We start from the raw sequence: 21,176 nt of genomic DNA, 5'->3' as shown, positions 1-21,176 counted from the left end.
CATGGCCGCACCGGATCTGGACACCTACGCACGCGGCGTGCGGGAGGGCAAGCGGGCGTGGATCGCGCGCGCCATCACGCTCGTGGAGTCCACCCGCCCCGACCACCGGGAGCTCGCGCAGCGACTCCTCGTGGAGCTGCTGCCGCACACCGGCTCGGCGCGCCGCATCGGCATCAGCGGCGTGCCGGGCGTGGGCAAATCGACGTTCATCGACGCCCTGGGGACGCTGCTGACCGGGCGCGGTCACCGCGTCGCCGTGCTCGCCGTGGACCCGTCCTCGGGGCGTACCGGCGGGTCCATTCTGGGCGACAAGACCCGCATGGCGCGGCTCGCGGTGGACCCGAACGCCTTCGTGCGGCCCTCGCCGAGCGCGGGCACGCTCGGCGGGGTGGCGCGGGCGACCCGCGAGTCGATGGTGGTGATGGAGGCCGCCGGGTACGACGTCGTGCTGGTGGAGACCGTCGGCGTCGGCCAGTCCGAGACGACGGTGGCCGCGATGACCGACACCTTCCTGCTGCTGTCCCTGGCCCGCACCGGGGACCAGCTGCAGGGCATCAAGAAGGGCGTGCTGGAGCTGGCCGACCTCGTGGCCGTCAACAAGGCGGACGGGCCGCACGCCCGCGAGGCGAAGTCGGCGGCGCGCGAGTTGTCCGGCGCGCTGCGGCTGCTGCAACCGCCGAACGCCGAGTGGACGCCACCGGTGCTGACCTGCTCGGCGGCCGAGGGCACCGGGCTGGAGGAGCTGTGGGAGCGGCTGGAGGCGCACCGCTCGCTGCTGGCGAGCACCGGGGCGCTGGCCGCGCGTCGGGCAGACCAGCAGGTGGAGTGGGTGTGGGCCATGGTCCGCGACCAGCTGCTGGACCGGCTGGCGCGGGACCCCGCGGTGCGGGCGCTGGCACCGGGCCTCGAAGCCGACGTCCGCGCGGGCACCCTGCCCGCGTCGCTGGCCGCCGAACGGCTGCTCGCCGCGTTCGGCGAGACGGGGTAGGCCCCTGACGCGGCACTGACCCCGGCCCCGGCCCCTGACCCGGCCCCGCCCCCGGCCTTTCGGCCGGGGGCTTTCTGCCTCCCCGAAGCCGGGGCCTCACCCCACCCGCGCGGCAGCGGACTTCGCGTGGGTCTCCGCCGCCACCAGCGCGTCCGCGCGGGAGCGCTCGAAGAGCGGAACCAGCTCGGCCATCGCCGGAACATGTGGCGCGAGGGTCAGCTCCGGGACGATGAAGGAGACGTCGAGCGCGAGCACCGTGCCGAGCACGTAGTGCAGGTAGTTCTGCACGAAGTCGTGGCCTTCCTGCGGCGTCCCCGGGCCGTAGGCCCCACCACGGCTGGCGACGACGGTCACCGGCGTGCCCGCGGCCGACGGCTGCGCGGTCAGCCCCGTGCGGCCCTTCACGATCACGTGGTCCAGCCATGCCTTGAGCGTGGAGGGGACCGCGTAGTTGTACATCGGGGCGCCGATCAGCACCGCGTCGGCGGACTCCAGCTCGCGGATCAGCGTCTCGCGCAGGTCTGAGGACAGGCCGTCGGCGTCCAGGTGCGGCACGGGGTCGGCGGCCAGGTCGCGGTAGACGACGTGGCCTCGCGGGTGCTCGCGCTCCCAGGCGGCGCGGAAGGCGGCGGTGACGGCGCGGGAGGCGGAGTGCGCGCCGTTGAGGGAGGTGTCGAGGTGCAGCAGCGTGGTCATGGGGTCCTCCGGAGCCTCTTCAAGAGAGAAGTAAGTTGGTGCATTGTGGTTCGTTACTAGTAATAGCACATGTTGCTTACTTTTTTAAAGTCCCTTGTGTCGGTGCAGTAGGCTAGTGGCATGGCCGAGCTACGTGACGCAGTCCACAGCGGATCAGGGAGCGGCTGCTCCCCACCCGAGTACGGCGTCACGCGCGTCTTCGCACTGCTGGGCAAGCGCTGGACGGGCATGGTCATCGCCGCGCTGATGAACGGCCCCGGGCACTTCGCCGAGCTACGGCGCGCCGTGCCGGGCATCAGCGAGCGCATGCTCTCGGACCGGCTGGCCGAGCTGGCGGGCCTGGGCCTGGTGCTGCGCACCGTCGATGAGGGGCCACCACTGCGGGTGAGCTACCGCCTGACCGACGCGGGGCTGGCCCTGCGCCCGGCCATGGTGGAGCTGACCCGCTGGGCGGATGCCCACCTGCCCGAGGGCGGCGCCGCCTGCCCGAACGCGTTCCAGCCCCAGAAATGACGCGGGCCCGTGCGGCCGTCGGCTGATCGGGTGGCGGTGGGGCGCGTAGGGTGGCCCGGGTGAGTACGCAGCACGAGCCCCAGCCCTCGACGGAGCGGCTGGAACAGGCGGTCCGCGCGGCGGAGACGGCGCTGATCGAATACGAGATCGCGGTAGAGACCTTCCGCATCGAGGTGGAGAACTTCTCCCGCCTGCACCAGCAGCGCCTGGGGCCGGTGTACCAGCGGCTGGACGAGCTGGACGCCGAGATCGCCGAGGCGGTCGCCGCCCGTACCGGCGATCCGGACGACGTGCGCAAAGCCCGCCAGGCCCGGGCCGCCGTCGCGCCGATGCCCGGCGTGGACGAGCTGCTGGGCGGCTGGCTGCAATCCGAGGGCATGTCGCCAGAGGCCCACGCCATGCTCACCGACGCGTCCGTGACACCGCCCCAGCGGGTGCGGCCCAGCGAGGAGGCCCGCCGCCGCTACCGCGAGCTGATGCGCAAGGCACACCCCGATCTGGTGACCGACGAGGCCGAGCGGGCCCGGCGCGAGGAGTTCGTCGTCCGGGTCAACCGGGCCTACGCCGACGGGGACGAGGACGCGCTCGCCGCGCTCGCCGAGGAGTGGGCGGCGGGGCCGCGCCCGGAGCCGGACCCGCTGACGCGCGGCGAGGAGCTGTACGCCCGCCTGGAGTGGCTGGCGGCACGCAAGGAGTGGCTGAGCCAGGTCGCCGCCGACCTGGAGAACAGTGCCATCGGCTCCATGCTCAAGCTGGCCGACGACGACCCGGACGGACTGCTGGCCCAGATCTCCGAGCAGCTCGCCACCCAGGTCCGCGAGCGCGAGGCGCGCCTGGCGGACCTGCGGGCTGGACGCTGACCGCGCCTGCCCCCGCCCCCGCCCCCGCCCCCGCCCCCGCTCACCACACCTCGCAGCACCGCAGCACCGTGAGAGGAAACCCCGCACGATGAACTTCGCCCCCATCCCGACCGTGGCCGCGTCCGACGTCCCGGCTGACGGCTTCCTGCTGGACGTGCGCGAGCCCGACGAGTGGGCCGCCGGGCACGCCGAGGGCGCGCTGCACATCCCGATCGGCGAGGTCGTCGCCCGCGCCGGTGAGGTGAGCGAGCAGGCAGGTGACGCGCGGGTGCACGTCGTCTGCCGGGTCGGTGGCCGCTCGGCGCAGGTGACGCAGTTCCTCGTCGCGCAGGGGGTGGACGCCGTCAACGTGGACGGCGGCATGCTCGACTGGGCCGCCGCGGGCCGCCCCCTGGTCTCCGACCGGGGCGAACCGTTCGTGCTGTAAACCCGGTTCCCTCGTCCCGGCCTTTGGCCTCCGCCCCCTTCGTCCCGCCTCCCGCGGGCGTCCGCCGCCGGGTTGGTCAGGTATCGAAGTCCACCGTCACCGTCGGCGTCACCGGGTGGGACTGACAGGCCAGGACGTAGCCGTCGGCCAGTTCGTCCGCCTCCAGCGCGTAGTTGGTGTCCATGCGCACCTCGCCGTCCAGCAGCCGGACGCGGCAGGTGCCGCAGACCCCGCCCTTGCAGGCGTAGGGGGCGTCGGCGCGGTGCCGCAGCACCGTGTCCAGCACGCTTTCCCCGGTCCGCGCGGGCCAGGTTCCGCCACGGCCGTCGAGCGTGGCCGTCACGCTGGCCGTCTCGGCGTCCGGCGCGGTGACGGCGACGGCCTGGGCGGGCGCGGCGGTGACGTGGAAGACCTCCTGGTGTATCCGGTTCCGGGGCACGTCCAGCGAGCGCAGCGCCGCTTCCGCACCCTGCACCAGGCCGAAGGGGCCGCACAGGAACCACCCGGCGATGTCGGGCACGGGGAGGAGGGCCGGGAGCAGGGTGGTCAGGCGGTCGGCGTCGAGCCGGCCGGAGGGCAGGCCCGTCTGCCGCTCCTCACGGGAGAGGGTGGGGACCAGGTGCAGCCGCTCGGGGAAGCGGTCTTTCAGCTCGGCCGTCTCTTCCAGGAACATCGCCGAGGCGGCGGTGCGGTCGCTGCGGACGAGGCAGAAGCGGGCGGCGGGCTCCTGCTCCAGCAGCGTCGCCGCGATGGACAGCACCGGGGTGATGCCGCTGCCGCCGACGATCCCCGCGAAGTAGCCGGGGCGCGGGTCGAGCACGAAGCGCCCGGTGGGCGGCATGACGTCCACCTCGTCCCCGACCGCCAGTTCCTTCAGCGCGTAGGAGGAGAACGCGCCCGCCTCCACGTGCCGGATACCGACCTTCAGCACCGGGTCAGCGCTCGCCGGGGTGCACAGGGAGTAGGTGCGCCGGACTTCGGCGCCGTCAATGACGCGGCGCAGTGTGATGTGCTGGCCAGCCCGGTGCCGGTAGGTCGCGCGCAGCTCGGGCGGGACGGCGAGGGTGACGGCCACGGCGTCCTCGGTCAGCGGCTCGATCCGCGCGACGCGGAGCGCATGGAAGTTCACCTAGAGCTCCTTGACGTGGTCGAACGGCTCCCGGCAGGTGACGCACCGGCGCAGCGCCTTGCACGCGGTGGACGAGAACCGGCTGAGCAGCGCGGTGTCGGTGGAGCCGCAGTGCGGGCAGCGGATGGCCAGATCGAGCGTCACCGGGCCATCGGCGGACGCCGTGGGGCGGGGCGGGGCGATGCCCGCCCCGGCCAGCTTGCGGCGGCCCTCGGCGGTGATGTCGTCGGTGGACCAGGGCGGGGAGAGCACGGTGCGCACCGCGACCTCCCGCACGCCGTCCCGCTCGCGCAGTACGCGTACCACGTCCTCGGCCATCGTTTCGACCGCCGGGCAGCCGGTGTACGTCGGCGTCAGCTCGACCTCGACGCGGCCCGGGCCGGTGAGGTGCACCGCGCGCAGTACGCCCAGCTCGGCCAGGCTGACCTGGGGCAGCTCCGGGTCGGGCACCGACCCGGCCAGCGCGCGCAGCTCGGCCTCCAGCGGCGTCTCGTCGGCGTACCCGGGGGCGGGGGCCTCGCGGGTGGTGGTGTCGGATACGCGGGTGGCGGCGTCGGCATCGGCTTCGCGGGGGGCGGCTTCGGCATCGGCTTCGGCTTCGCGGGGGGCGGCGTCGGCTCTCGTTGCGCCGCCGGGGTTGCCGGGGTGGTGCGGCCTGTCAGGGCTGCCCGCTCGCGCGGTGCTGGTGCCGTCGGGGCTCACCATGACGCACCCGGATGACTGCGGTGCAGGTGCTGCATCTCGGCCAGCAGCCGCCCGAAGGGCTCGGTGTGCACACCCTGCCGGCCGGCACCGGCCGCCCACGCCGACCCCTGCGGCCCCGTGGGCACGGTGAGCGTGGCCTGCGTGACGATGCCGGTGACGCTCGCCCGCCAGGTGGTCTCCAGCACCTCCCAGTCCACGTCCAGCCCCTCGACGGGCTGCCACAGCTCGCCGGTGTACCGCCACCGGGCCTCCAGTGCGCGCTGCATGCGGTGGTGGCTCTCCTCGGTGCCGTCCCCCAGGCGCAGCGTCCACTGCTCGGCGTGGTCCCGGTGGTACGCGCACTCCTTGACGGCCTTGGCCGCCAGCGCCGCGACCGGTTCCGTGCCGCCAGCGAGCTGGCCGTACAGCAGCTCCTGGTAGGTGGAGAAGTACAGCTGGCGCGCGACGGTGTGGGCGAAGTCCCCGTTCGGCTGCTCGACGAGCTGCACGTTGCGGAAGGCGCGTTCCTCGCGGCGGAACGCCAGCGCGTCCTCGTCCCCGCACAGCGACAGCAGGGTGCGGGCCTGGCCGAGCAGGTCGAGCGCGATGTTGGTGAGCGCGACGTCCTCCTCCAGCTCCGGCGCGTGCCCGGCCCACTCGCCGAGCCGCTGCGCCAGCACCAGCGCGTCGTCACCGAGGGCGAGGGCCGCCTGGTTTCCCGGGCTGCCCGGGCGGGCCCCGCTCACAGGTTCGGCACCCCCTCGGGGACCTCGTAGAACGTCGGGTGGCGGTAGGGCTTGTCGGCGGCTGGCTCGAAGAACGCGTCCTTCTCGTCCGGTGAGGAGGCGGTGATCTGCGCCGAGGGCACAACCCATACCGAGACGCCCTCATTGCGGCGGGTGTACAGGTCCCGTGCGTTGCGCAGCGCCATCTCGGCGTCAGGCGCGTGCAGGCTGCCCGCGTGGGTGTGGGACAGGCCACGGCGGCCGCGGACGAAGACCTCCCACAGCGGCCACTCGGTCTTGGCGTGCGTCACGCTGCTTCTCCTGTCTGTGCGCCGTCCGCCTGCGCCGGGCCGCCTTGCGCCGGGTCGCCGGTCTGGGCCGGGCCGCCCTGGGCCGGGCCGCCTGGCGGGGTGCGCTCGGCGGCACGCTTGGCGGCGTACGCGGCGGCCGCCTCCCGAACCCAGGCGCCGTCCTCGTGGGCGCGGCGCCGCTGCGTGATGCGCTGCTCGTTGCAGGGGCCGTTGCCCGCCAGCACCTGCCGGAACTCGGACCAGTCGATCGCGCCGAAGTCGTGGTGGCCGCGCTCGGCGTTCCAGCGCAACTCCGGGTCGGGCAGTGTCAGCCCCAGCGACTCGGCCTGGGGGACGCAGATGTCCACGAAGCGCTGGCGCAGCTCGTCGTTGGAGTGCCGCTTGATCTTCCACGCCATGGACTGCGCCGAGTGCGCCGACTCGTCGTCCGGCGGGCCGAACATCATCAGCGAGGGCCACCACCAGCGGTCCACCGCGTCCTGCGCCATCGCCCGCTGTGCCACGGTGCCGCGCGTCAGGGCGAGCAGCAGTTCGTAGCCCTGACGCTGGTGAAACGACTCCTCCTTGCAGATGCGGACCATCGCCCGCGCGTACGGCCCGTAGGAGCAGCGGCACAGCGGCACCTGGTTCGTGATCGCCGCCCCGTCCACCAGCCAGCCGATCGCGCCGACGTCCGCCCAGGTGAGCGTGGGGTAGTTGAAGATCGACGAATACTTCTGGCGGCCGGTGTGCAGCTTGTCCAGCAGTTCGTCACGGCTGACGCCGAGGGTTTCGGCGGCGCTGTAGAGGTACAGGCCGTGACCCGCCTCGTCCTGCACCTTGGCCAGCAGGATCGCCTTGCGGCGCAGTGAGGGCGCGCGGCTGATCCAGTTGGCCTCGGGCTGCATGCCGATGATCTCGGAGTGGGCGTGCTGGGCGATCTGGCGCACGAGGGTGGCGCGGTACGCGCCGGGCATCCAGTCCCGTGGCTCGATGCGCTCGTCCGCTGCCACGGCCGCGTCGAAGGCGGCTTCGCTGGCGGCTTCCTGGGCGGCGGCGTCCTGCTCCGGGAGCCCCGGCCGCTCCGATTGCGTGGTCGTCATCCGTGCACCCCTCCGTGGGAGTGGCGTGGGGTGCTTCCCGGCCGCTCCGCGCCACCCTACCGACCGATCGTTCGGTTCCATGGTGTCCGGACCGCCACCCGGTGTCAAGGTGGGGTGCTTGGCCCGCGCGGTGCGTCCCGGCGGGGCGCGCTCGGTCCGCCCGCCTCCGCTCTCCCACCACGCCGGGCCGGGCGAGCCGGGCAGGGCCTAATCTCTTGGGGAGCGACCGAGGGAACGGGGAAGCAATGCAGTCGAACGAACCGCCGACGGGGCGCGCGCCGTCGGCGTCGTCGCCGGGGGTGCCCGCGCAAGAGGGGCGGAAGGAACAGCCGTCGCGCTCGCCGGGCGGGGCGGAGCCCGCTACCGAGTCAGCTGCCGCGACGGGGGCGACTGCCGCGACGGGGGCGACTGCCGACACCGGGGCCGGTGTTCCCCGGTGGGCCGTCGCCTCCACTCGGGCCGACGCGGACGGGGAGCCCGGCACCGTGGCCGGGTCTGACTCCGTCAGGCAGTCCGGCGCCCCGGGGCAGCCTGGCGCCCCCGAGCGGCGCGACAGCCCCGCGCGGGTGCGGAACCCGGAGGGCGACGGCGTAGCGCGAACCGGCGGTCCGCTGGACGCCGATGCTGGGGCCGACGCCGACGCCGACGCCGACGCCGACGCCGACGCCGACGCCGACGCCGACGCTGGGGCCGCCCGCGTCCTCGCTCTGCCGGTCGGCGCGAAGGTCGCCCTCGTCGCGCTCGCCGCCGCCGTCGCCGTGGCTGCCGCCGCACACCTGGCCGTCGTCTTCCTGCACGTGGCGCCGTCCAACACCCTCAGCCGTCAGTACGACGAGCAGATAGACCGGTACATCTACCCGGAGTTCGAGCAGAACTGGAAGCTGTTCGCACCGAACCCGTTGCAGCAGAACATCGCCATCCACGTCCGCGTCCAGCTCCGCGACGAGGACGGCACCCTCCGGGAGACGGAGTGGGTGAACCTCACCGCGCTGGACGCCGAGCACATCCGCCACAACCCCTTCCCGAGCCACACCGCCCAGAACGAGATGCGCCGCGCCTGGGACTTCTACACCGGCTCGCACAACGACGAGGAGCAGCCCACCGGCAGCCGGGGTGAGCTGTCGGAGACCTACCTCAAGCGCATCGCCCTGCTGCGCCTGGCCCCCGGTCTGGACGCGGACGTCGAGCAGGTGACCCGCGTCCAGCTGCGCTCCGCCAGCCAGACCGTCGCGCCGCCGCCGTGGAGCAACGAGACCGTCGATACCGAGACCCGTTACCGCGTCCTGCCCTGGTGGCCGGTCGTCACCGCGGACATCCCGGAGGCCATCCGATGACGCCGACCCCCGTCACCCCGCCCCCGGCGGCGCCCGCGACGCCCACCGCGCGCCAGCTCTCCGCCCGCTTCGACCGGGCCCTCGTACGTGGCTTCCTGCGCGTCACCGGCTCCGCGCTCGGCCCGTACCAGACGGCCATCGTGCGCATCGGCTTCGCCGCGACCTGGCTGTTCTTCCTGCTCCGCGAGTTCCCGCACCGGCACGAGCTGTACGGCCCGGACTCCCCCTGGCACTTCACGCTCGCCGAGCGCCTGATCGACGGCAACGACGCGTTCACCGTGCTGCTGTGGTCCGACAGCGTGCTGTGGTTCGAACTCGTCTACGCCTTCGCCGTGCTCGCGAGCGTCGGCCTGCTGCTGGGCTGGCGGACGCGCACGCTGAGCGTGTTCTTCGCGATCGGCGTGCTGTCGCTGCAAAACCGCAGCGTGTTCATGGGGGACGGCGGCGACAACGTCATCCACCTGATGGCGCTCTACCTGATCCTCACCCGGTGCGGCCGGGTGTGGTCGCTGGACGCCCGCCGGGCCCGCCGCGTGGGCGAACACCCGGGCGCCGCACCGGGGGGTGAGCCGGGAGGCGACCCGGCCACCGACGTCACCGGCGTCGTCCTGGCCGCCGTCACCGGGGTCACGCTCGCCGTCACCGGCGCGCTCGGCCTGCTCTCGCCGGGCTGGTTCGCGTTCTTCACCGCCCTGTGGCTCGGCCACGCGGCGTGGTGGGCGGTGCGCCGCTACGCCGGGGCGTCCTGGCGGACCTCGTTTACCGCCGCCGGCAACCTGCTGCACAACGGCACGCTGCTGGTGATCATGGCCGAGGTCTGCCTGATCTACGCCACCGCGGGCTGGTACAAGGTGCAGGGTTCGCGCTGGCAGGACGGCACCGCCCTCTACTACCCGATGCACCTGGACTACTTCACACCCTGGCCCGCGCTGTCCGGTCTGCTGGTGAGCAGCGGCGCCGTCGTCATGGTGATCACCTACGCCACGGTGATCGCCCAGGTGGCGTTCCCGTTCACCGTCTTCAACCGCCGGGTGAAGAACGTGCTGCTGGTGGTGATGATCCTGGAGCACGCCTCCATCGCCGTCCTTCTCGGCCTGCCGGTCTTCTCGCTCGCCATGATCGCCGCCGACGCGGTGTTCCTTCCCACCGGGTTCCTGCTGTGGCTCGGCGCCCGTGCTTCCGGGCTGTCTGCCCGGCTCCGCCGCCGCGACCGGCGTCCCGCCCCGGAACCGCTCACCCTGCCGGAACCCCGCGAGCCCGAGACGTCCGTCCCGGCGGAGACCCCGGCTCCGGCCCGCCGCTGAGACCGGCGGGGGGTTACGCCGGGTACACCTCAACTCCCCTGCTTGGCACGAGAGTTCGCTTACCCCTCCGCCATGCCGGGAGTGAGGTGGTGGTTAGGGTGGAGCGAGATCAGGGGGGCCGGGATGAAGGGGAACGATCGTGATCAGGTGGCGGAACAGGCTCTTCTACGGGGGCACGTTCGGCATGGGGGTGTTCCTCCTGACACGGTCGTTGGCAGTCTGGGGGGCCGGGATGGCGCTGTTCGCGCTGGCCGGGGTGGGACACGTGCTGTTCCACCGGGCGCGGCGGCGGGCGCAGGCGGGGCTGGAGCCGAAGCGGGTGGCGGCGCCGGTGTCGGGTCGGTGGCGGGCGGTGAACAGCCCCGCCGACCGGGTGCCGAGCCACGGTACGAACATGTGCGCCCAGACGTACGCCATCGACCTCGTCCACGAGCCAGAACCTCTCACGCCGGAGTCCCGCAACCCGGAGTCCCGCAGGCCGGACACCCCCGGGCCGGAGACCTCGGGGCCGGTGTCCCCCGGCTCCGAGCCCCGCGAGCCCGGCACCGCCATGCCCGAGCCCCGGGGCGAGCGGCCCGCCTTCGGCTGGTGGCCGCTGGTGCGGCGGCCGTCGGCGTTCCCGGCGTTCGGCGCGCCGGTGCTGGCGCCGGATGACGGCGTCGTCGTACACGTCAGTGACGGGCAGCGGGACCACCTCAGCCGGAACTCGTGGCCCGCCGCCCTGCTGTACCTGTATCCCGAGGGGATGGTGCGGCAGGCGTTCGGCGCGCGCTTCCTTCTCGGCAACCACGTCGTCGTGGACCTCGGTGACGGGACGTACGCGCTCGCCGCGCACCTGCGCCGGGGTTCGGCCGCCGTGGCCGTGGGCGACCGGGTACGCACCGGCGAGCAGCTTGCCGAGTGCGGCAACTCCGGCAACTCCTCCGAGCCGCACGTCCACTTCCAGCTCATGACCGGGCCCAACCCCCGGCACGCCTTCGGTCACCCCTTCGAGTGGACCTACCACGCCGACGCCGCCTCCCGCACCGGAGTCCCCGCAGGCGGCGAGCTGTTCACCCCGGTCGGGAGCGGCGTCCGGTAGCCAGCGCCCTGGCGGTCGCGGCCAGGATCTGCCGTCAGCGGCCGGCGGCCTCAGTGGCCTACGGCCTGCGCGTCCCGGGGCGTGACGGCGCTTCCTCCGTTCCCCGGGGCACCACCGTGGTGCTCCGGTGCGCTGCGCGGGCGGTCGGCGAGCTTGAGCCAGACCACGCCGCCGATGATGACGGCCAGCCACAGGGCCTTGGCCGGGGTGAGCGTCTCCTCGAAGAAGACGGGGCCGAGCAGCGCGGCGCCGACCGCGCCGATCCCGGCCCACACGGCGTAGCCGATCCCGACCTCGATGGCGCGCAGGGCGACGCTCAGCGCGTAGAGCGTCAGCAGGAAGAACACGACCGCGACCAGAGACCACGACAGGCGGGTGAAGCCCTCGCTTCCGCCGACGGAGAGCGCGTAGACGACCTCGAACCCTCCGGCGAGGAGAAGCATGAGCCAGGCACGGGCTGCGGTGGGGTGGGTGTGGGGCATGTGCGGGAGTCCTTTCGACTCGTGAGGTGAACGTGGCGGGGAGTGCTCAGGCGGCGCCGCTGAGCTGGAGGCCGACGACTCCGGTGATGACGACGGCGATGCCAAGGCCCTTGCGCCAGTCCAGGCGCTGGCTGAAGAGCAGGGCGCCGAGCACGGTGATGCCGACGCCAGCGACGGACGTCCACAGGGCGTAGCCGACGCCCACGTCGAAGGTGAGCAGGGCCTTGCTGAGGAAGAACGTCGCGATGGCACCGCTGACCAGCGTGATGAGGGTCCACCGGCGGTTGGTGAAGCCCTCGGCCTTGCTGGCCGCGATGGCGACGGTGATCTCGAAGACGACGGCGACGGCGAGGTAGAGCAAGTGCACGGGTGGTCCTTTCCAGGAGGGGCGAAGGGGGTGAGGGGGCGGTCAGCCGTGAGGTCAGCCCGTCACGAGGGCGGGCCAGGGCGAGCGTTCGACGGGCCGGACAGAAACTGACACATTTGCTTGTGCGTGCAAATAAAAACCGGGAACACTCTTCCGGTGCCGCCTCGGCGTCCCAGGAGAAGAGATTGCATGGTCATGTATCTTGTTGTCAACCGAGCCCGCAAGGAGCCGCCCCGTGACCGACGACCTCTACGCGCCGTCTGCCTCGTCCGACCAAGCCCTGTGGACCCGGGTCCTCACGCTGCACGCACACGTCGAACGGCACCTGGCCCAGGCCCTCCAGCGGCGCCACGGCATCGGGCTCTCCGAGTACCGTGCCCTCGCCGACCTCGCCCAGGCCAGCGACGGCGAGCTGCGCATGCAGGTCCTGGCCGACCGGATCGGCCTGGGGCAGAGCTCGGTGACCCGCCTGGTGGGCCGCCTGGACACGGCGGGCTACGCCTACCGCGACCTGTGCCCCGACGACAAACGCGGCGTCTACGCCGTCATCACGGAGGAGGGACGGCAGCGCCTGGCCGCCGCCCGCTCCACGTACAGCGAAGTCCTCAGCGCCGCACTGAACACCGCGGCCAGCGACCCGGAACTGGAACCCGTGGTCCACGCCCTGCGCAAAGCCCCCTGAAACCGGCGTCCGGAGCGTCGTCCGCCAGCCACCCCGTGACCCGCCCGCCGCAGTGGCCAAGTCGCGTCTCTCACGCGTGGCGCTCACTCTGACCCCTGCCAGCACCCGTACCGGGGTTCTGCGGGCGGTGAGCAGTTCACCCCGGTGGCTGCTGGCGGTGGATGAGGGTGCGGTGGGCGGGCTGGAGGGTGTCGGGGAGGGCGTGTGGGGGAAACCAGCCGGCGTCCAGGATCTCGAACGGGTCCAGCCGCAGCGTTCCGCCGGTGAACTCCGCCTCGTAGGCCACCTCCAGCCGCAGCCGGAACCCGCTCCGCAGGTGGATCAGCTCGCCCACGCGGACGTCCAGGCCCGTCTCCTCCTTCACCTCGCGCACGACGGTGCCGCCGAACTCCTCCCCGCGCACGGCGAACCCGGACGGCAGCCCCCACTGCCGGTCGGCGGGCCACAGCCGGTGTTTGAGCAGCAGCACGTGCCCGTCCGCGTTCCGCACGACGCCGGTGACGCCGACCATGAACGTCGCGTTCGCCAGCCACAGCAGCCGCCACTGGGTCCGTCCGCGCAACGCGTGCCAGACGCGGGCCACGAGCCGTTTCAGCATGGCGCGCGGTCACTTCCCCGTGGTCGGGCGGGTGGGCAGGTCGTCGGGGAGCAGGACGAACGCGTGAGCGCCGGTCAGCGGAGTGATGGCGCGGAAGTCGCGTCGGTCCAGGGTGAGTACCGCCTCCGTTTCGTACGCCTCGGCGAGGACGACGGTGACCGCGTCCGACAGGTCGAGCCTCAACGCGGCGTAGCGGTTCCGCACCGTGCGCGCCTTACGCAGGGTCTCGGATGTCACGGGGGGCACCGCGATGCGGCCCACGCGTTCTTGCGCCAGCAGCCAGTCGTTCACGGCGAGTGCGCTGCGCCGGTCCACGTTGCGCGTGGTGAGGTGCTCGACTTCCTGGAACACCAGGGGAGAGACCACGGTGAGAGAGGCCCCGCGGAGGACCTGGCGAGCGCGGTCGTGCTCCGGGTCGGCGGTGTTCAGCGCCGCTACGAGCCCAGAGGGGTCGCCGACGACGATCATGCGCCGTCCGCCGTGGCGTCCCGCACCGTCTGGTGCGCCTCTTCGGCGCTCACTGGGTGCCCGAAGTCGAACGTCGGGATGTCCCAGTCTTCTGTCCAGCGCCGGGCCCGAACGGCGGCGAGGTGGAATGCCTCGCGGAAGTACTCGGACTCGGGCCGACCATCGCGTGCGGCGGCCTGCTTGATCTCGCGGAGATCATCTTCATCCACCATGACCGTCGTCTTCTTCAAAGCCATAAGGGTAAGGTACCACCACCATATAGATCGAAAATGTGTACGCTATCGGGGTAGGGATCATCGGGGAGGGATCAGGATGCGGATAGCAGTCGCGGGGGCTACGGGGAACATCGGGGCGCTGACCGTCGCCGCGCTGGAGCAGGATGGGCACGAGGTGGTGCGCATCAGCCGCTCGCTGGGTGTGGACCTGCTGAGCGGCGACGGGCTGGACGCCGCGCTGGCCGGGGTGCACGCCGTGGTGGACGCCACCAACTGCACCGCGACGGATCCGGCCGAGACGCTGGCGTACTTCGGCGCGACCACGCGGAACCTGCTCGACGCTGGCGCCCGGGCCGGAGTGCGGCACCACGTGCTGCTGTCGATCGCTGGGATGGACCGCGTGGAGGGCAACGCTCACTACGTCGGCAAGCGGGAGCAGGAACGGCTCGTCGCCGAGGGCCCGGTGCCGTGGACGATCGTCCCGGCCACCCAGTTCCACGACTTCGCGGAGATGGTTGCGGGCTGGACGGAGCACGACGGCACCGCGACGCTGCCGCCGCTGCTCGTCCAGCCGGTCGCCCCCGCCGACGTCGCCGCCGTCCTCGCCGAACTGGCCGTGGGCGAGCCGCGTGGCCGGTACGCCGACGTCGCCGGACCGGAGCCGCAGGACCTGGTGGACATGGCCCGCCGAACCCACGCCGCCCGGGGCCGCACGGTGCGGCTCGTCCCGGAGTGGGGCGTGGTCTTCGGCCCGGACGCGGCCGGAAATGCCCTGCTGGCCAGCCCGGATGCCCGGATCATGCCCACCACCTTCGACGCCTGGCTGAAGCAGCAGGGTCCACCTCCGTCTGCCTGAGCGCGCCGGGTTGGGGGTGTCGGGCGGTCGGGGGTGGTGGTCGCGCGGAGGGCTGCGATACATGACTTGCTGAATTCAGCATGTCGTGTATCGTGGTCTCGTGCTGACTCTTGCTGCTGACATTGACGTGCTGGCTCGGTTTGGGCGGGCGCTGGCCGATCCGACTCGCTGCCGCATCCTGCTCGCGCTGCGGCAGGCTCCCGCCTACCCCGCTGACCTCGCCGACGCGCTCGGCATCTCCCGCCCCCGGCTGTCCAACCACCTGGCGTGCCTGCGGGACTGCGGTCTGGTCGTCACCGCGCCCGACGGCCGCCGCACCCGCTACGAGCTGGCTGACGAACGCCTCGGCCACGCGCTCGACGACCTGCGCACCGCCGTCGTCGCCGTCGCCACGGACCAGCAGTGTGCGGCCGGTGCGGAGGAGGGCTGCTGCTGATGGTGACGACGCCGCTGAGCCCTGACCTCTCCCGTCAGGACGCGCTGACCCGCCGGATACGGCTGCTCGTCGCCGCGACGATCATCTACAACGTGATCGAGGCCGTCGTCGCCCTCACCGCGGGCACGCTGGCCAACTCCACCGCGCTGATCGGCTTCGGCCTGGACTCGCTCATCGAGGTCTCCTCAGCCACGGCCGTCGCCTGGCAGTTCTCCGCCGCCGACCACGCCGCCCGGCAGGCGCGCGAGAAGACCACCTTGCGCATCATCGCCGTCTCGTTCTTCGCGCTCGCCGCCTACGTCACCGTGGAAGCGGTGCGCGCCCTGGCTGGTACGGGGGAGGCCGACACCTCCGTCCCCGGCATCGTGCTCGCCGCCCTCTCGCTGGCGATCATGCCGCTGCTGTCCGCCGCGCAGCGCCGCGCGGGACGTGAACTCGCCTCCGCCAGTGCGGTCGCCGATTCCAAGCAGACTTTGCTGTGCGCCTACCTGTCGGCGGTCCTCCTGGTCGGCCTGCTCCTCAACGCCGTGCTGGGCTGGTCCTGGGCGGACCCGTTCGCCGCGCTCGTCATCGCCGCCGTCGCGGTCAAGGAAGGGCGCGACACGTGGCGGGGCAAGGGCTGCTGCGCGGCCCCCGCGTCGGCCACGACCCCGGCCACCGAGGACGCGAGCGCCCGCCCCGCCGGATGCGACTGCTGCGGCTAAACTGCCGCTCGGGTGACGCGGCCTACTTCACGCCCGCGACGAACGCGTCCCACGCGGACGCGGTGAACACCAGCACGCTGCCCCCCGGCCGCTTGCTGTCCCGCACGGGCACCACTCCGGTGACACCGGTGGCAACTTCAACACAGTCGCCACCGGTGTTATCGCTGTAGCTCGACTTGCGCCACTGGGCCGCGCCCGGGAAGTCCCGAGCCACCTCCACACAGTCGCCGCCTGTGTTGTTGCTGTAGCTGGACTTGCACCACACCGCAGCACTCAGGTCAGGCGTCCTGTGGCTCATGAATAGTGCTCCTTCATCGTGTCCCGGATCAGCAGTTCTGAAGCTGCTGGTGTGAGGGCGTGGACCTGCAACAGGTCGTAGGCATGAGCGTATCGGGTGACGCGTTCCGGCACCTCCACCAGCTCTCCACTGTCGTAGCCCTCCAGGTAGGCCACGTCCGGACCGTCTCTGAGGGAGAGGAGGGTGAGAGAACCGCCGGTGATCGGGTGCTGCTCCGCTTCAAAAGGCAGCACTTGAAGCGTTATGTGTGGGCGCTTGGCTACCTTCAACAGGTAGCTCAGCTGCTCATGCATGGTGATCTTTTCGCCTACGCGACGATGGAGGGCGTCTTGATCGAGGACGGTCCAGAGGAACGGAGGTTCCGCTCCCTCCAGCAAGACGCGGCGGCTGAGACGAGCATCGACCTGCCGGTCAAGTTCCTCGGCGCTGAGATGGGGAAGCCCCTCGCTGAGGGACGCCCGGGCGTACGCGGGAGTCTGGAGCAGGCCCGGAACGGACTGCGCTGTGTACTTCAGCATCTTGACCGCGCGGGCTTCCTTATCCATGAACTCGCGAGCCCAGTCCACGTACGTCTCGCGGGTCATGTGCCACCACAGGTCGGTGATCTCGCCGTCCGCTTCCAGCGCCAGGTCGATGGCCTCGGCCAGCGCCATGGTGGGTGGGTCCGTCGCCAGCTCGATCTGTGCGATGCGGTTGTGGGAGACGTGCACCAGGATGCCCAGCTGCTTCTGCGTCAAGCCAAGGGCCTCGCGAAGCTTGCGGACACGGGAGCCGAGGTAGGCCGCGAGTGAGGCGCGGGGGTCAAGTGGTTTGGTCGCAGGCATCGTTGCCTCTTTTCAGCCTTCTGGTTCTGAAGGGCTTGACACTCCCCATCGTAGGTTTCTTCCGCCACGCTGTGTGCCGAACGGGGATACCGAACGTGAAAGGCGAGACGGATGGTAACGACCGAGGGGCGAACGCTGGCACTTGAGCGCCTGCGTGACGCCGAAGAGGCGACAAATGATCTCCGCGACGAACTGGGCCATGCTGGAGTGGTGTTGCCGTCGCTGCGGATTGACCCCGTGTCGGCGGCCGGAAACGAACCGTCGCCGCTCGTCGATCTGGGGCGGTGCACCGTGGAGACCGCGCGTCAGCTCGTGGCGGTGTTGCGGCGCCGGGAGCAGTCGTGACGGGGGAGCCGCCCGCGCGCGGCGCCTGTGTCGTGGACGCCCGTACCGGCCGCGTCGGTGAGGTGATGGACCACGAGGGCCGGTACGTACAGCTGCGCCCGCTGTTGGGCGGGCGGGAATGGGACTGTCCGCCGGAGGACGTGCGTCCCGCGTCGCCGCAGGAGCGGTTGTCGGCCAAGCTGACGGAACTCAACCACCGCAGCCGCACCGGTACGTGACGCCAGCGTGGCGCTCCCGGTCCGGTGGGGCGGGAGCGCCACGGACGGTCAGGCGGTGGGCGGCGGGGTCTGCTGGATCGCTATCGCGTTGAGGCGGATGGTGAACGGGGCGGTGTCTTCGGTGGTCAGGGCGCGGGTCTGGGCGCCGCTGAGGGCCACGGACACGTTGATGCACAGGGCGACGGCGTGGATGGCGTCGCCGGTCTCCTCGTCCTGGAGGGCGAAGAGCACGTTGTAGTAGTAACTCGTGCGGTCCGCCGTGTCCTCGTAGAAGGACAGGTGGGTGCCCTCCTGTGTGTCGAGGCCGACGAAGGCGGCGGTGAGGGCCTGTTCGACCTTCGCCCAGAAGCGGGGGTTGGTGAACGGCTGCGGGAGTGCCTGGCGTACGGACTCCTTGAGCGACAGCATCATGACGCTGACGGGAGCGGTCTCCGTCAGGCCCCAGCCGCGCACGATCCGCGAGGTGGAACTGTCCGGGATGCGGCTGGCGGCCCGGCTGATCTCGCCGAAGTCGAAGTTCACGGTCGCCGGGGCGATGGCGTGCTGGAAGGTGTCCGCGATGCCCTGCGCGCGGTCCGTGGCAGCCGGCTCCACCTCGAAGACCGTCGTGAACGTCGTCTTCTCGGTGGCGGGCTGGTCGATCATGTCGGCTCCTTGGCGTTCGAAGTGATCGCGCCCAGTGGGGAGCAGTATGCCGCTCCGGTGGATCGGCTCGGTGGCAGGGCCTCGCCCGTGCTGGCCGAGCTGAGCAGAGGGGCCCACCGGCGCGTACCGACGAGGGGAGCACGCCGCCGCACACCGCGATCACTTGCATTACATACACCCCGGGGGTATACATGGACATCAGCGGTTGATACCCCCCAGGCGTATCATCGGATCGAGTGAGACCCCCACGGAGGAAGAGATGACGTCCTGCTGCACCCCAGAGGAAAGCCACCGGACCGGCTCGGCGGCACCGACGACGGCCACCGAGGGCACGGCCGCACGCGAGACGGTGTACGCGGTCGCGGGCATGAGCTGTGGTCACTGCGAGGCCACGCTGGTCAGGGAGCTGGGCGCGCTGGAGCACGTCGGCGCCGTGAAGGTGGACGTCGCGGCGGGCCGCGTGGCGGTGACCACCAGCGGTGAGCCGGACGACGCGCTCCTCGCCCGCGTCGTGGACGAGGCCGGTTACGAGCTGACCGGACGCGCCTGATCACCGCCTGCGGACGCGCGGCACCCGAACTACCCTTCACCGCAAGGAGCGGCAATGAGTACCACGGCACCCGGCACGGCTGAGGTCGAGCTCGCGATCGGCGGCATGACCTGCGCTTCGTGTGCCGCGCGCATCGAGAAGAAGCTGAACCGGATGGCGGGCGTCAGCGCGACGGTGAACTACGCCACCGAGAAGGCGAAGGTCACCTACGACGCTGACGGGCTCGGCGTCGGCGACCTCATCACGACGGTGGAGGCCACCGGCTACACCGCCACCGCGCCCCCGCCGCCGCAGCGGCGCGGCGTGGCCGAGGCGGTGCCCGGGCAGGCCGGTGCGGACGCTCCGGAGGCCGACGAGCTGGGGCCGCTGCGGCAGCGGCTGGTGGTGTCCGCGCTGCTGTCGCTGCCGGTGGTCGTGCTGGCGATGGTCCCGGCCTGGCAGTTCACCTACTGGCAGTGGCTGTCGCTGACGCTGGCCGCGCCCGTCGTGGTGTGGGGTGCGCTGCCCTTCCACCGGGCGGCGTTCACCAACGCCCGGCACGGCGCGGCCACGATGGACACCCTGATCTCGATCGGCACGCTCGCGGCGCTGCTGTGGTCGCTGTGGGCGCTGTTCTTCGGCACCGCGGGCCACCCCGGTATGACGCACCCCTTCGAGCTGTCCGTCACGCGGTCGGACGGCGCGGGCAACATCTACCTGGAGGCCGCGGCCGGGGTGACGACGTTCATCCTGGCCGGACGGTACTTCGAGGCCCGCTCCAAGCGGCGGGCCGGGGCCGCGCTGCGGGCCCTGCTGGAGCTGGGGGCCAAGGAGGTCACCGTGGTGCGCGAGGGCGGGCGCGAGGAGCGCGTACCCACCGAGCGGCTGGTGGTCGGCGACCGGTTCCTGGTCCGCCCGGGCGAGAAGATCGCCACCGACGGCGACGTGGTCGAAGGCTCCTCCGCCGTGGACGCCTCGATGCTGACCGGGGAATCGGTGCCGGTGGAGGTCGGCGTCGGGGACGCGGTGACCGGCGCGACGCTGAACGCCGGTGGCCGCCTGGTGGTCCGGGCCACCCGGGTCGGCGCCGACACCCAGCTGGCGCGGATGGCCAAGCTGGTGGAGGACGCGCAGAACGGCAAGGCCGCCGCGCAGCGCCTGGCGGACCGGATCTCGGCCGTCTTCGTCCCCCTGGTCATCGCCCTGGCGCTCGGCACCCTGGGGTTCTGGCTGGCCAGCGGCGCGGCGCTGACCACCGCGTTCACCGCCGCCGTCGCCGTGCTGATCATCGCCTGCCCCTGCGCGCTGGGGCTGGCCACGCCCACCGCGCTGATGGTCGGCACCGGGCGCGGCGCGCAGCTGGGCATCCTCATCAAGGGCCCCGAGGTGCTGGAGCACACCCGCAAGGCCGACACGATCGTGCTGGACAAGACCGGCACCGTCACCACCGGCACCATGACCCTGCTGGCCGTCCACACCGCCGACGACACCGGCGAGGCCGAGGTGCTGCGGCTGGCCGGGGCGCTGGAGAACGCCTCCGAGCACCCCATCGCCCGGGCCGTGGCCGCCGGTGCCGCGCGGCTGGCCGGGCCGCTGCCCACCCCGGAGGACTTCGCCAACCTCCCCGGGCTCGGCGTTCAGGGCGTGGTCGAGGGCCACGCGGTGCTGGTGGGCCGCGAAAAGCTCCTCACCGAGTGGGCCATGGAGCTGCCGCCCGGCCTGGCCCGCGCGCGGAGCGAGGCCGAGGCGCGGGGCCGCACCGCGATCGCGGTGGCCTGGGACGGGCAGGCCCGCGCCGTCCTGGAGGTCGCCGACGCCGTCAAGGACACCAGCGCCGAGGCCGTCCGCCGCCTGCGGGCCCTGGGGCTGACGCCGATCCTGCTCACCGGCGACAACGAGGCCGTCGCCCGCAGCGTCGCCGCCGAGGTCGGCATCGAGGAGGTCATCGCCGAGGTGCTGCCGCAGGACAAGGTGGAGGTCGTCAAGCGGCTCCAGGCGCAGGGCAGGTCGGTGGCCATGGTCGGGGACGGCGTCAACGACGCGGCGGCGCTGGCCCAGGCCGATCTCGGTCTGGCCATGGGCACCGGCACCGACGCCGCCATCGAGGCCGGAGACCTCACCCTGGTGCGCGGCGACCTGCGGGTGGCGGCCGACGCGATCCGGCTGGCCCGCAAGACGCTCGGCACCATCAGGTCCAACCTGGTGTGGGCCTTCGGCTACAACATCCTGGCTCTGCCGCTGGCCGCCGCCGGGTTCCTCAACCCGATGATCGCCGGGGCCGCCATGGCCTTCTCCTCCGTCTCCGTCGTCGCCAACAGCCTCCGCCTGCGCACCTTCCGCGCGGCCGACGGCTGAGCCCGCCGCCACCCACCGGA

29 protein-coding genes are annotated in these 21,176 nt (G+C 72.2%); 15 read left to right on the top strand and 14 right to left on the bottom strand.

All coding sequences use genetic code 11. The features are described from left to right. Window position 1 precedes the first annotated feature (1 nt). On the top strand, window positions 2-988 hold the full coding sequence (meaB, locus tag JJV70_RS17420; protein WP_219048931.1) for a methylmalonyl Co-A mutase-associated GTPase MeaB: 987 nt from the start codon (window positions 2-4) through the stop codon (window positions 986-988). Window positions 989-1,084: 96 nt separating this feature from the next. Here meaB and JJV70_RS17415 read toward each other — a convergent pair whose 3' ends face one another. After that, entirely contained in the window at window positions 1,085-1,684 is a 600-nt protein-coding gene (locus JJV70_RS17415; RefSeq protein ID WP_219048930.1) for an FMN-dependent NADH-azoreductase, read from the bottom strand. Between the two features lie 120 nt (window positions 1,685-1,804). Here JJV70_RS17415 and JJV70_RS17410 point away from each other — a divergent pair, with 120 nt between their 5' ends. The 3 genes from JJV70_RS17410 (at window position 1,805) to JJV70_RS17400 (ending at window position 3,484) form a co-directional block, all read left to right on the top strand. Further along, window positions 1,805-2,197, top strand: coding sequence for a helix-turn-helix domain-containing protein (locus JJV70_RS17410; protein WP_219048929.1), 393 nt, complete (start codon window positions 1,805-1,807; stop codon window positions 2,195-2,197). A gap of 50 nt (window positions 2,198-2,247) precedes the next feature. Beyond that, window positions 2,248-3,057 (top strand): hypothetical protein, encoded by an 810-nt coding sequence (locus JJV70_RS17405; protein ID WP_219048928.1) that lies wholly within the window; start codon window positions 2,248-2,250, stop codon window positions 3,055-3,057. An 88-nt stretch (window positions 3,058-3,145) separates the two neighbouring features. After that, window positions 3,146-3,484: a rhodanese-like domain-containing protein gene (locus JJV70_RS17400; protein WP_219048927.1), complete on the top strand. Its 339-nt coding sequence runs from the start codon at window positions 3,146-3,148 to the stop codon at window positions 3,482-3,484. Between the two features lie 76 nt (window positions 3,485-3,560). Here JJV70_RS17400 and JJV70_RS17395 read toward each other — a convergent pair whose 3' ends face one another. The 5 genes from JJV70_RS17395 to paaA form a co-directional block, all read right to left on the bottom strand. Next, a complete protein-coding gene (locus tag JJV70_RS17395) occupies window positions 3,561-4,613 on the bottom strand; it encodes a 2Fe-2S iron-sulfur cluster-binding protein (protein ID WP_219048926.1) in 1,053 nt (350 codons plus the stop codon). Continuing rightward, window positions 4,614-5,096 (bottom strand): 1,2-phenylacetyl-CoA epoxidase subunit PaaD, encoded by a 483-nt coding sequence (gene paaD, locus JJV70_RS17390; protein ID WP_257574123.1) that lies wholly within the window; start codon window positions 5,094-5,096, stop codon window positions 4,614-4,616. A gap of 215 nt (window positions 5,097-5,311) precedes the next feature. Beyond that, window positions 5,312-6,043 carry a 1,2-phenylacetyl-CoA epoxidase subunit PaaC gene (gene paaC, locus JJV70_RS17385; RefSeq protein WP_308294871.1) on the bottom strand — a complete coding sequence of 244 codons (732 nt, stop codon included), beginning with the start codon at window positions 6,041-6,043 and terminating at the stop codon, window positions 5,312-5,314. Then, window positions 6,040-6,333, bottom strand: a complete 294-nt coding sequence (gene paaB / locus JJV70_RS22890) for a 1,2-phenylacetyl-CoA epoxidase subunit PaaB (protein ID WP_308294870.1) — start codon at window positions 6,331-6,333, stop codon at window positions 6,040-6,042. The genes paaC and paaB overlap by 4 nt, the downstream gene beginning before the upstream one ends. After that, window positions 6,330-7,415: a 1,2-phenylacetyl-CoA epoxidase subunit PaaA gene (gene paaA, locus JJV70_RS17380; RefSeq protein WP_219048923.1), complete on the bottom strand. Its 1,086-nt coding sequence runs from the start codon at window positions 7,413-7,415 to the stop codon at window positions 6,330-6,332. The genes paaB and paaA overlap by 4 nt, the downstream gene beginning before the upstream one ends. A gap of 485 nt (window positions 7,416-7,900) precedes the next feature. Here paaA and JJV70_RS17375 point away from each other — a divergent pair, with 485 nt between their 5' ends. From JJV70_RS17375 to JJV70_RS17365, 3 genes are all read left to right on the top strand, one after another. Then, window positions 7,901-8,749 carry a DUF5819 family protein gene (locus JJV70_RS17375; RefSeq protein WP_308294869.1) on the top strand — a complete coding sequence of 283 codons (849 nt, stop codon included), beginning with the start codon at window positions 7,901-7,903 and terminating at the stop codon, window positions 8,747-8,749. Then, window positions 8,746-10,053, top strand: a complete 1,308-nt coding sequence (locus JJV70_RS17370) for an HTTM domain-containing protein (RefSeq protein ID WP_219048921.1) — start codon at window positions 8,746-8,748, stop codon at window positions 10,051-10,053. Before JJV70_RS17375 ends, JJV70_RS17370 begins: the two co-directional genes overlap by 4 nt. A gap of 232 nt (window positions 10,054-10,285) precedes the next feature. Next, window positions 10,286-11,134, top strand: a complete 849-nt coding sequence (locus JJV70_RS17365) for a M23 family metallopeptidase (RefSeq protein ID WP_219048920.1) — start codon at window positions 10,286-10,288, stop codon at window positions 11,132-11,134. A 50-nt stretch (window positions 11,135-11,184) separates the two neighbouring features. On the opposite strand, the gene JJV70_RS17360 is transcribed toward JJV70_RS17365, so the two are convergent. Continuing rightward, a complete protein-coding gene (locus JJV70_RS17360; RefSeq protein ID WP_219048919.1) occupies window positions 11,185-11,616 on the bottom strand; it encodes a multidrug efflux SMR transporter in 432 nt (143 codons plus the stop codon). 46 nt (window positions 11,617-11,662) lie between these two features. Continuing rightward, complete coding sequence (locus tag JJV70_RS17355) at window positions 11,663-11,983, bottom strand: multidrug efflux SMR transporter (protein WP_219048918.1); 321 nt, start codon at window positions 11,981-11,983, stop codon at window positions 11,663-11,665. 235 nt (window positions 11,984-12,218) lie between these two features. Here JJV70_RS17355 and JJV70_RS17350 point away from each other — a divergent pair, with 235 nt between their 5' ends. After that, window positions 12,219-12,665 (top strand): MarR family winged helix-turn-helix transcriptional regulator, encoded by a 447-nt coding sequence (locus JJV70_RS17350; RefSeq protein ID WP_219048917.1) that lies wholly within the window; start codon window positions 12,219-12,221, stop codon window positions 12,663-12,665. A 136-nt stretch (window positions 12,666-12,801) separates the two neighbouring features. Here the strand turns inward: JJV70_RS17350 and JJV70_RS17345 are convergent, their stop codons facing one another. The 3 genes from JJV70_RS17345 to JJV70_RS17335 are packed head-to-tail and all read right to left on the bottom strand — an operon-like array spanning window position 12,802 to window position 13,967. After that, window positions 12,802-13,263 (bottom strand): NUDIX domain-containing protein, encoded by a 462-nt coding sequence (locus JJV70_RS17345; protein ID WP_219048916.1) that lies wholly within the window; start codon window positions 13,261-13,263, stop codon window positions 12,802-12,804. Window positions 13,264-13,272: 9 nt separating this feature from the next. Next, window positions 13,273-13,731, bottom strand: a complete 459-nt coding sequence (locus tag JJV70_RS17340) for a type II toxin-antitoxin system VapC family toxin (RefSeq protein WP_219048915.1) — start codon at window positions 13,729-13,731, stop codon at window positions 13,273-13,275. Next, entirely contained in the window at window positions 13,728-13,967 is a 240-nt protein-coding gene (locus JJV70_RS17335; RefSeq protein ID WP_219048914.1) for a ribbon-helix-helix protein, CopG family, read from the bottom strand. Before JJV70_RS17335 ends, JJV70_RS17340 begins: the two co-directional genes overlap by 4 nt. 76 nt (window positions 13,968-14,043) lie before the next feature. Between JJV70_RS17335 and JJV70_RS17330 the strand changes: the two genes are divergently transcribed. The 3 genes from JJV70_RS17330 to JJV70_RS17320 all read left to right on the top strand — a co-directional run bounded on the left by JJV70_RS17330 (window position 14,044) and on the right by JJV70_RS17320 (window position 15,942). Then, window positions 14,044-14,802: an SDR family oxidoreductase gene (locus JJV70_RS17330; protein ID WP_219048913.1), complete on the top strand. Its 759-nt coding sequence runs from the start codon at window positions 14,044-14,046 to the stop codon at window positions 14,800-14,802. Window positions 14,803-14,902: 100 nt separating this feature from the next. Further along, window positions 14,903-15,238, top strand: coding sequence for a helix-turn-helix transcriptional regulator (locus tag JJV70_RS17325; protein ID WP_219048912.1), 336 nt, complete (start codon window positions 14,903-14,905; stop codon window positions 15,236-15,238). Next, window positions 15,238-15,942, top strand: a complete 705-nt coding sequence (locus JJV70_RS17320; protein WP_219048911.1) for a cation transporter — start codon at window positions 15,238-15,240, stop codon at window positions 15,940-15,942. Before JJV70_RS17325 ends, JJV70_RS17320 begins: the two co-directional genes overlap by 1 nt. Before the next feature lie 22 nt (window positions 15,943-15,964). Here the strand turns inward: JJV70_RS17320 and JJV70_RS17315 are convergent, their stop codons facing one another. Together JJV70_RS17315 and JJV70_RS17310 are read right to left on the bottom strand one after the other, a co-directional pair. Continuing rightward, window positions 15,965-16,240, bottom strand: a complete 276-nt coding sequence (locus tag JJV70_RS17315) for a DUF397 domain-containing protein (RefSeq protein WP_219048910.1) — start codon at window positions 16,238-16,240, stop codon at window positions 15,965-15,967. Further along, the gene (locus JJV70_RS17310) at window positions 16,237-17,064 is read right to left on the bottom strand and encodes a helix-turn-helix transcriptional regulator (protein WP_219048909.1); all 828 of its coding nucleotides are present in this window, start codon (window positions 17,062-17,064) and stop codon (window positions 16,237-16,239) included. The genes JJV70_RS17315 and JJV70_RS17310 overlap by 4 nt, the downstream gene beginning before the upstream one ends. Before the next feature lie 111 nt (window positions 17,065-17,175). Between JJV70_RS17310 and JJV70_RS17305 the strand changes: the two genes are divergently transcribed. After that, window positions 17,176-17,409, top strand: coding sequence for a hypothetical protein (locus tag JJV70_RS17305; RefSeq protein ID WP_219048908.1), 234 nt, complete (start codon window positions 17,176-17,178; stop codon window positions 17,407-17,409). Then, window positions 17,406-17,627: a hypothetical protein gene (locus JJV70_RS17300; RefSeq protein ID WP_219048907.1), complete on the top strand. Its 222-nt coding sequence runs from the start codon at window positions 17,406-17,408 to the stop codon at window positions 17,625-17,627. The genes JJV70_RS17305 and JJV70_RS17300 overlap by 4 nt, the downstream gene beginning before the upstream one ends. 48 nt (window positions 17,628-17,675) lie before the next feature. On the opposite strand, the gene JJV70_RS17295 is transcribed toward JJV70_RS17300, so the two are convergent. Continuing rightward, window positions 17,676-18,272: a Type-2Aa cytolytic delta-endotoxin gene (locus JJV70_RS17295; RefSeq protein WP_219048906.1), complete on the bottom strand. Its 597-nt coding sequence runs from the start codon at window positions 18,270-18,272 to the stop codon at window positions 17,676-17,678. A 259-nt stretch (window positions 18,273-18,531) separates the two neighbouring features. Between JJV70_RS17295 and JJV70_RS17290 the strand changes: the two genes are divergently transcribed. Together JJV70_RS17290 and JJV70_RS17285 are read left to right on the top strand one after the other, a co-directional pair. Next, window positions 18,532-18,822 carry a heavy-metal-associated domain-containing protein gene (locus tag JJV70_RS17290; protein WP_219048905.1) on the top strand — a complete coding sequence of 97 codons (291 nt, stop codon included), beginning with the start codon at window positions 18,532-18,534 and terminating at the stop codon, window positions 18,820-18,822. A 54-nt stretch (window positions 18,823-18,876) separates the two neighbouring features. Further along, window positions 18,877-21,156 carry a cation-translocating P-type ATPase gene (locus JJV70_RS17285; protein ID WP_219048904.1) on the top strand — a complete coding sequence of 760 codons (2,280 nt, stop codon included), beginning with the start codon at window positions 18,877-18,879 and terminating at the stop codon, window positions 21,154-21,156. Window positions 21,157-21,176 lie beyond the last annotated feature (20 nt).

It is taken from the genome of Streptomyces sp. JJ66 (assembly GCF_019303495.1).
Lineage (GTDB): Bacteria > Actinomycetota > Actinomycetes > Streptomycetales > Streptomycetaceae > Streptomyces.
The sequence above is the reverse complement of the archived record's forward strand: the minus strand, read 5'-3'. Positions and strand labels throughout refer to the sequence as shown.